This is a genomic window from Lactococcus ileimucosae (assembly GCF_943193185.1).
Lineage (GTDB): Bacteria > Bacillota > Bacilli > Lactobacillales > Streptococcaceae > Lactococcus > Lactococcus ileimucosae.
In genome coordinates, this window is record NZ_CALPDE010000038.1 from 1 (window position 1) to 8,248 (window position 8,248).

An 8,248-nucleotide genomic window follows, 5' to 3' on the forward strand; every position below is an offset into this window, starting at 1 on the left:
ACAACTATTATATTCTATCAAACTAACCTCCCCTTGTCAAGAATAAAATAACCTTTTCCTCCTCTTTTTTTAAGATCATTCGGTTTAAGCCCCATTTAACGAACTTTATGAACTCTTATTTTTTTAAAAATTGACAGTTAATTAAGACGGGAATATCAGTGTGTAACTAAAAAAATGGCCGAATGACCATCTTTTTAGTTACACATTTTCCACATTGTGGTAAACTTTCTGCACATCGTCATCTTCTTCCAAAGCCTCTACCAGACCTTCAAAGATTTCCAAATCTTCACCAGAAAGTTCCACTTCGCTCTGTGCAATCATTTCGAGTTCAGTTGTTGTAAATTCTGTAATACCTTTTTCTTTGAGAGCAGCAATTGCTTTATGTAAATCTGTAGGTTCCGTGTAGACAATAATTTGACCTTCTTCGGCAGAAACATCGCGAACATCAATATCTTTTTCCATCAAATATTCAAAAATCTCATCCGCATCTTCTCCAGCAAAAACAATCACACCTGTATTGTCAAACATATAACTCACTGAACCTTCTGCTCCAATATTTCCCCCATTTTTATGGAAAATCGTCCGAATATTAGAAATTGTACGGTTCACATTTGAGGTCAATGTTTCGCAGATAATCATTGAACCGTTAGGACCAAACCCTTCATAACGCCCAGAAACAAAAGCCTCTTCTGACCCGCCTTTAGCTTTGTCAATAGCTTTATCAATGACATGCTTTGGAACTTGTGCTTGTTTAGCACGTTCGATAACAAACTTAAGCGCTGTATTTGATTCTGGATCTGGCTCTCCCTGTTTTGCGGCTACATATATTTCAACACCAAATTTTGCATAAACTTTTGATGTCGCTCCGTCTTTAGCTGATTTTTTTGCGGCAATATTGGCCCATTTGCGTCCCATGGGACACCTCCTATTCTCAATTTATTCTTAAATATTATATCACAAAATCAGTGGTTTGCGCCCGTAGTTCTGTTCTTTGAGCCCCCGATGCCCTAATTGATAAATATCATCTGATTTTTGCGTAAGCAAATCCCACGCTTCTTTTCCGATACGTGTTACAAGTTTATCTTTGACTTTAGTTAAGTGTTTTTGTCCTTGTTTTGTAAATCCTAAAACATGGATGTTTTGAGGAAGTTGAAAATCACGCGGAATATCCAATAAAACATAGGTTAAGAGCCTTCTCACACGCGCTCTTGTATACCGCTTCGTATGCACTGCCTCTACCAATTCGTCAAAAGTTGTTACTTTCTTAATCGCCGTTTTTATCCGACTCTCTAATTCTGTATTCATTTGGAAAATAAGGCTCAAATCTTGGGAAATTATCTTATACTTAAGCAGAGCGAAATAATTATCCCAAGAAACTTTTGGTTGCTGATAGAGTTGCCTTAAATTTTCAGGCACAAAATTAAAGATATCTTGATGGTCAATATTTGCTCTGATGGCTGTTGCTGAAGCAATTTCACCAGACAAGCTTTGAGAGTGAAAAGCATTACTGCGGTGAATGGCTTGGAGCCTTATATCTTTATCCGCACTGGCCTTTGCATAAGCGAGAGCTAGGACGTGGTTGGGAGTGTTTCCATCAAAATGCAAGCCTGAGAATTTTTGCCACATCATCTGGGTTCTTTCGGGATAGCTTAGCGTGCTAGGTAACGTTCTAATGAAGCTCTCCATTTCTGCTGATTTATCTTTATAAAGACTCACAATTTTTTGATAATCCAGAGCAGACTCCGAACCAAAAACGAGTGCTTCAATACCCATGTCATCAAGAATATCTACTGCAACCTGTGCAAAAAAATCCGCAGCCTGAACGGCTCCCATGACAGGAAGCTCTACCACGATATCTGCACCATTTTTTAGAGCCATTTCCGCTCTTGTCCATTTATCAAAAAGAGCTGGTTCGCCCCTCTGCATAAAATTTCCAGACATGGCCACGATTTTGATGCCATCGCCTGCCTGATCTAATAAATATTTATGTCCGTTGTGAAAAGGGTTGAACTCAGCAACAATTCCTATTATTTTTTGCATACAAAGAACCAACGTAAACTTTCTTCATCAGGTTTTTTGTCTTGAAAATCAGCATATACTTCTACTTTAGAAAATTTTTGAAGACCTTTCAAATATTCCTTTATCGGATAAGTTCTCTCTTGGTGCACTTCATCTTTACGGACAAATCTTCCATCTGATTCTTTGACAAAAAAGGTCAATTCGTGGACGACTGAATGGGGATAATCCCCCTCAAAAGAGTCCCAAAGAAAAGCAAAATCTTCATCATTTTCGTGATAAGAATAACCCGGAAAGACCGAATCCACTTGATATGTCGAATGGACATCAAAGATAAAAACACCTTCTGCATTTAAAGAGTCATATACGCCGTCAAAGACACGTTGAACTTCGGAAACATTTGACATGTAGCAGATCGAATCCGAATAGCAAGTCACCGCATCAAATTTTGTCTCTCCAGACAATTCCCGCATGTCTCCTGCAGCAAAGATAATATGTTCTCCCATCTGACGTGCGCGTTTATCCGCAATGGTCAGCATTTCCTCTGACAAATCAACACCGGTTACCTTGTAACCTGCTTGACTAAATCTTATCGATAAAATACCCGTACCGCATGCCAGCTCCATGATATTTTGCGTTTTTGCTGGAAAATGCCTTTGACTAAAGTCAAACCACAGGTCATAAAGTTCCTCATCCATTACGGAATCATAGACCCGGGAAAATTCCTCATATGAAGCCGTCATTTATTCAGAAATCCATTCGTTAATATCAACAAGTGGTGCATCTGACCAAAGTTTTTCTAAGTTAAAACGCAGACGTGAATCATGATCAAAAACGTTGACAATCACATCACCTAAGTCAACTAAAACCCAACCTGTACGCGCATCCCCTTCGATATGTCCTGCAGCATGTACTCCAAGTTTATCCGCTTCTTCAGCGATATTATCAATAATCGCATCAATCTGACGTGTGTTCATTGCTTCAAGGATGACAAAATAATCTGCAACACCTGACACAGTAGCTACATCGAGAGCTACAATATCCAAAGCTTTTTTATCATCGGCTGCTTTTACAACTGTTTCGAGTAATTGTTTTGAATTCATTTTATTCCTATTTTCTATTTTATTATTATTTTTTAAGATATTTGATAAATGCGTTATACGTTTCGATACTTTGGGGATAAATTTTTACACGAAGCTCAGCGAGATAAGCGATAAGCCGCATCGTCTCAAAGGCAACCGCCATATTAAGAGAGCGATCTGCGATAGCTCTCGCTTCAATAACACCAGGGAAATCGCGTCCTTCTTCAATATAATCCGCCACGTAAAGTACTTTAGCCAAGTCAGACATCTCCGCACTCCCTACAGTGTGGGCCTCGATTGCATGAAGAATTTCGGGATCTTCCAAACCCAAGTCTTCTTGTATTTTATAAATGCCCACTCTACCGTGCCAGATATTGTTGCTCCAATTTTTTAAATCCGCATCTAAATTATATTTGTCAATCAGCCCTAAAAAAACTTGATCCTCGGTCTCTTTCGCGTAGTCATGTAAAAGAGCAGCAAGACTTGCCTTATGAACATTTACGCCATATTTTTCAGCAAGAGCAATTGCTGCTTTCTCTACACCCAAAATATGTTTGAAGCGTTTTTCAGACATTTGCCCTTTTATTTTTTCAAGTAAGGACTCACGTGATAAATTAACTTCCGGATAAAAATCAAACATACAGTCCCTCTTTCTTAATATAGTCTAAAACTTTTGGTGACAACAAGAAGTTAGGAACAATCCCGCGGCTCAACTGCTCTCGTATCATATTCCCAGAGATATCCATACCAGGCACGTCTACCCACAGAATAGGATAACTCGTTCCCACACGAAAACGCGGACGACGTACACCAACGAGTTGCACTAATTCCAAGAGTTTTTCAATGTTTTTCCATCTGGATAAACTACCGATTAAGTCACCACCGATAATAAAGTAAAAGTCTATTTCTGGATACTCTTCCTTCAGTTTCTTTACTGTTTCATAGATTCCTTCTTTTGACTGACAACGACACTGGTTAAGTCTGAGTCCTTCTTTTCCCTCTAGTGCAAACTCAAGCATCCGAGTAACATGCCCCTCTGTATTATGCTCTGGCAAAAAAATGACCTGCTCCAAATTAAGCTGTTGGCGCACTTGATCAGCAATTGTTAAATGTGCGATATGCACTGGATTGAAGTTTCCCCAAAAAAGGCCGATGGCACGGCGAACACGAGTGTTTTCCTCCTGCAATTCCACCTTAGTAAAAGGGGTTAGAAGTTCAAGCGACATAACTTATACCTTTTTTACATCTTCTGAAATTTTGCGATTCTCTTTACGATCACTAACTTTAAAAACAACAATGTTACGCCCAATGATTTGGACAACGTTGAGCCCCATTTCGTCAATCATCTCCGCAACATCTTTCGCTGTTTCATCTGAATTTTGCAAGATGTTGACCTTGATTAATTCACGTGCATCTGCCGCGTGACGGATACTTGTCAGAATTTCATTAGTCAATCCTGATTTTCCAATTTGAACAATGGGGCGAATATTTACTGCGAGACTTCGCAAGTAACGCTTTTGTTTTCCAGTTAATTCCATTTTATTTCTCTTTTCTAATAATTATCCAGCTTCCATGTCATGTTAGGGGCAATGAGTCCTTTCACTTTATAAGCTGTTTCACCCTCAATAACATCGTTGACCATGGCTATTTTTTTCAGTTCGGGCAGTTTATAAGCCATTGTATAAGGCAAATCCAACTCAAAGTCGACAAAGAGTTCATGTATTTTTTCTAAAATTGCCGTACGTAACCATTGGACACCTTCTGCCGACTTAATCGAAAGCTGTACAGCTGGTGCCAAAGTTGGCACAAAGTCCTTAGCAATATCCATTTTATTATAGACATTCAGTACGGGGATACCTTGGATATCCATTTCTTCCATCAATTTTTGGACCGTTGTTTCGTGGATTTCATGATGTGGATTGCTCGCATCAATCACATGGATCAGTAAATCAACATGTGTAGACTCTTCCAAAGTAGACTTGAATGCTTTAATCAATTCCGTAGGCAAATCTTGGATAAAACCAACGGTATCCGTTAGGCTGACTGTAAAATCCTCTTTTATTTTCACCAGCTTTGTTGTTGCATCTAGTGTAGCAAAAAGTTCATCTTTTTCATATTGCGTTTTTTCAGTCAAAGCATTCATTATGCTTGATTTGCCTGCATTAGTATAGCCAATCAAGCCGACCTTAAATATAGAACTTTCTTTGCGTCTTTTTCGAATGGTTTCACGTGTTTTTTCGACTTTTTTGAGTTGTTTTTCAATGTTCTCAATACGTGTTCGAATATAACGACGGTCTGTTTCAAGTTTACTTTCACCAGGACCTTTGGAACCAATGCCTCCTCCCTGACGACTGAGCATAATACCTTGACCGACTAAACGTGGCAACAAATAGCTCAGTTGGGCTTGTTCTACCTGAAGCATCCCTTCATGTGAGCGTGCCCGCAATGCAAAAATATCCAAAATCAGTTGCATTCGATCAATAACTTTAACCCCTAAGACCTCCTCCAGATTGATATTTTGTCGAGGAGTCAAACGGTCATTAAAGATAACCGTATCTATTTCGCCAACCTCAATCGCCCAGCGCAGTTGTTCAAGCTTACCGGTCCCAATCAAAAATTTAGTGTCATATTTGTCCCGCTTTTGTGTAAAAGCATCGACTACAATGCCACCTGCTGTTTTTGTTAGTTCAGCAAGTTCAAGCATGGAGCTTTCAAAATTTTCACTGTTTTCAAAGGTTTCTACACCGGCTAATAAAACACGTTCTTGTTTTTCTTCTAAATCTATCATTCTTATACCAATGCCTTACGTAGAAGCACATCAACACCTTCTGGCACCCAGGCCGCAACAAGACCACGTTCTGCAACACGAATCCATCCTAGTCCCGAGAAAACGATATCAGACTTTTCTTTAACAGAAAATTCTTTGCGTATGAGTTTTGGAAAGGATGAAAGCTCTTTTGCACGTGGAGGTTGGAGCAGACCTCCCACATGTTTTTCATAGAACTCACTGGCACCTGCTAACTTTGTACGATGAATACTTAGCTCATTGTCACAAAAAACAGTAAACCCTTGTTTTTCACCTTGTATATAATCAAAGCGTGCAAGTCCTCCTAAAAATAAAGTTTGTTCTGCATTAAGCTGGTAAGTTTTAGGCTTGATTTCTTTTTTAGGAGAAACCAGTTTCAGATCTTTTGCTTCAAGATAATGTGCCATTTGGCCACGGTGAATAATCCCCGGTGTATCAATCAACAAACTCTCATCATCAAGAGGAATTTCAATCTTATCTAAAGTTGTCCCTGGGAAACGGCTGGTTGTGATAACATTGTCATCCCCTGTGACGAGTTTGATGATGGCATTAATTAATGTGGATTTACCCACATTTGTCACACCAACCACATAAACATCACGACCTTTACGCATTTTCTCAATTTTTTCCATGAGCTCTCTAACATCATCTTGATTTTTAGCTGAGGTTACGAGAACATCAAGTGGGCGCAGACCAGCATACTTTGCTTGCTCCTTGAGCCAAGCGCTCATTTTCCCAACTTTTAAAGAGTGTGGCAAAATGTCTTTCTTATTAGCTACCAAGAGAAAGTCATTATTTCCTGTGAAACGGTGCAAACTTGGAATTAGAGAGCCGTTGAAATCAAAAATATCAACAACATTCACAATCAAACCATCATGCTCTCCAATTTCACTCAAAAGGCGTAAAAAATCATCGTCTGTCAGACTGACATCGGCGATTTCATTATAATGACGGAGACGGAAGCAGCGCTGGCAATAGAGTGCATCATCTTCTCCTCTTTTCGCAAGAGCACCTGCAGGCAGATACCCCAAGGTTTTTTTATCTTCAGTTTGAATTCGTGCACCACAACCAATACAGTGCAATCCTTCCGCAATATTTTCAGTTTCATTCATAGGCCTATTTTAACACATTTTAAGTTATTATTCTCCCCTATTTACCTCTAACCTCCTACACTTCTACATTAGGACATTATTTTTGAGTTTCAAAAATTGATAACTTTCTACGTATTCCTCTCATCTCCTTTAATTTTTGGTTAATTTCTTGGTTAGTTTTTAAAAAGTTAAATCATTCAATTTCGTCAATAAACTACTTTGAATATTTTCTGTCACATGACTATAAATTTGTAATATCATCTTTTCATCCGAATGTCCCACACGTTCCATTATCGCTTTAATAGGAATATTCATTTCAACTAATAAAGAAATATGCGAATGTCTAAGCATATGTAAATTATACTGTCCTTCACCTAAAGCCTCTGTACATGCTTTTTTAAAAACCCTAGATAAAGTGTCAGGTCCATAAGTTTGCTTCTTAGTTCCAACAAATACAAAATTTTCATCTTTATACTCACTAGAAAAAAAATCTATTATCTCCATAGACCTATTATCTAGCATTAAACTTCTATAAGAATGACTAGTTTTTGGAGATAACAACTCTCTATTTCGAGCAGGAACGCCATGAATATTTAACGTATGCCTAACATGTAACTTCTGATTATCAAGGTCAATATCTTCCCATTTTAACGCCAAAAGTTCACCTATTCTTAGCCCTGTCAAAAATAAGAACTCAAACATCAACGCTTTTCTGAAATGCCACTTATCTTGATACAAATAATCAAGAAGTTTTCTCATATCTCTCTTGTCTAAGAATTTCTCCTTTTTCCGTTGAAGTTGTTCGTGAGTCAACTTGACTTTAGGCAAAACTATATTTTCTATTGGATTATTTTTAACATAACCTATTCTCTTTGCATAAGAAAAAAGCAATCTGTAGTAAGTTTTCCTTAAACTAAGAGTTGCAGGTGCTAAACGTAATCCCATGAAGAACTTCTGGACTTTAGCAGTCGTCACTTCTCTTATTTTTAAATTACCAAACTCCTTTAAAAAAATATTAAAAGCACTTATTTCTACAAATTGAGAAGATACTTTTAATTCTTGATCCCGTATAATACGCCATTCATCAAATACTTCTTGAACCGTTGGTATAATTTCACTTTTGCTAGCTGTACTTTCTTTTATCCTTTTCTCAATCTTCTTTGAAAGTCTGTTTTTAGTGGAGCTATACTATAAAAGTAGACACAAATTAGTGTGTTATAATCTGTCTAAGAAGACACAAAAAAGAAAGGACT

General features: G+C 38.0%; 10 protein-coding genes. All 10 read right to left on the minus strand.

Annotated elements, in window-relative coordinates:
- Positions 1-198: 198 nt before the first annotated feature.
- The gene (locus NFR51_RS10390; protein ID WP_251713585.1) at positions 199-915 is read right to left on the minus strand and encodes a YebC/PmpR family DNA-binding transcriptional regulator; all 717 of its coding nucleotides are present in this window, start codon (positions 913-915) and stop codon (positions 199-201) included.
- A 39-nt stretch (positions 916-954) separates the two neighbouring features.
- Positions 955-2,040: a nucleotidyltransferase gene (locus tag NFR51_RS10395; RefSeq protein WP_251713586.1), complete on the minus strand. Its 1,086-nt coding sequence runs from the start codon at positions 2,038-2,040 to the stop codon at positions 955-957.
- Positions 2,028-2,759 (minus strand): class I SAM-dependent DNA methyltransferase, encoded by a 732-nt coding sequence (locus NFR51_RS10400; RefSeq protein WP_251713587.1) that lies wholly within the window; start codon positions 2,757-2,759, stop codon positions 2,028-2,030. Before NFR51_RS10400 ends, NFR51_RS10395 begins: the two co-directional genes overlap by 13 nt.
- Entirely contained in the window at positions 2,760-3,119 is a 360-nt protein-coding gene (gene rsfS, locus NFR51_RS10405; RefSeq protein WP_251713588.1) for a ribosome silencing factor, read from the minus strand.
- A gap of 25 nt (positions 3,120-3,144) precedes the next feature.
- A complete protein-coding gene (yqeK, locus tag NFR51_RS10410; protein WP_251713589.1) occupies positions 3,145-3,738 on the minus strand; it encodes a bis(5'-nucleosyl)-tetraphosphatase (symmetrical) YqeK in 594 nt (197 codons plus the stop codon).
- A complete protein-coding gene (locus NFR51_RS10415; RefSeq protein WP_251713590.1) occupies positions 3,731-4,324 on the minus strand; it encodes a nicotinate-nucleotide adenylyltransferase in 594 nt (197 codons plus the stop codon). The genes yqeK and NFR51_RS10415 overlap by 8 nt, the downstream gene beginning before the upstream one ends.
- A gap of 3 nt (positions 4,325-4,327) precedes the next feature.
- Positions 4,328-4,636: a ribosome assembly RNA-binding protein YhbY gene (yhbY, locus tag NFR51_RS10420; RefSeq protein ID WP_251713591.1), complete on the minus strand. Its 309-nt coding sequence runs from the start codon at positions 4,634-4,636 to the stop codon at positions 4,328-4,330.
- Positions 4,637-4,650: 14 nt separating this feature from the next.
- Entirely contained in the window at positions 4,651-5,886 is a 1,236-nt protein-coding gene (hflX, locus tag NFR51_RS10425; protein WP_251713592.1) for a GTPase HflX, read from the minus strand.
- Positions 5,887-5,888: 2 nt separating this feature from the next.
- Positions 5,889-7,016 carry a ribosome biogenesis GTPase YqeH gene (gene yqeH / locus NFR51_RS10430; RefSeq protein WP_251713593.1) on the minus strand — a complete coding sequence of 376 codons (1,128 nt, stop codon included), beginning with the start codon at positions 7,014-7,016 and terminating at the stop codon, positions 5,889-5,891.
- Positions 7,017-7,175: 159 nt separating this feature from the next.
- A complete protein-coding gene (locus NFR51_RS10435; RefSeq protein ID WP_251713594.1) occupies positions 7,176-7,940 on the minus strand; it encodes a tyrosine-type recombinase/integrase in 765 nt (254 codons plus the stop codon).
- Positions 7,941-8,248 lie beyond the last annotated feature (308 nt).

What these genes read in the sequence shown, in the direction of transcription:
- yqeK (WP_251713589.1), bottom strand. Translation starts at nt 3,738, where the DNA reads ATGTTTGATTTTTATCCGGAAGTTAATTTATCACGTGAGTCCTTACTT.
- NFR51_RS10435 (WP_251713594.1), bottom strand. Translation starts at nt 7,940, where the DNA reads ATGGGATTACGTTTAGCACCTGCAACTCTTAGTTTAAGGAAAACTTAC.
- NFR51_RS10395 (WP_251713586.1), bottom strand. Translation starts at nt 2,040, where the DNA reads ATGCAAAAAATAATAGGAATTGTTGCTGAGTTCAACCCTTTTCACAAC.
- rsfS (WP_251713588.1), bottom strand. Translation starts at nt 3,119, where the DNA reads ATGAATTCAAAACAATTACTCGAAACAGTTGTAAAAGCAGCCGATGAT.
- yqeH (WP_251713593.1), bottom strand. Translation starts at nt 7,016, where the DNA reads ATGAATGAAACTGAAAATATTGCGGAAGGATTGCACTGTATTGGTTGT.
- hflX (WP_251713592.1), bottom strand. Translation starts at nt 5,886, where the DNA reads ATGATAGATTTAGAAGAAAAACAAGAACGTGTTTTATTAGCCGGTGTA.
- NFR51_RS10390 (WP_251713585.1), bottom strand. Translation starts at nt 915, where the DNA reads ATGGGACGCAAATGGGCCAATATTGCCGCAAAAAAATCAGCTAAAGAC.
- yhbY (WP_251713591.1), bottom strand. Translation starts at nt 4,636, where the DNA reads ATGGAATTAACTGGAAAACAAAAGCGTTACTTGCGAAGTCTCGCAGTA.
- NFR51_RS10415 (WP_251713590.1), bottom strand. Translation starts at nt 4,324, where the DNA reads ATGTCGCTTGAACTTCTAACCCCTTTTACTAAGGTGGAATTGCAGGAG.
- NFR51_RS10400 (WP_251713587.1), bottom strand. Translation starts at nt 2,759, where the DNA reads ATGACGGCTTCATATGAGGAATTTTCCCGGGTCTATGATTCCGTAATG.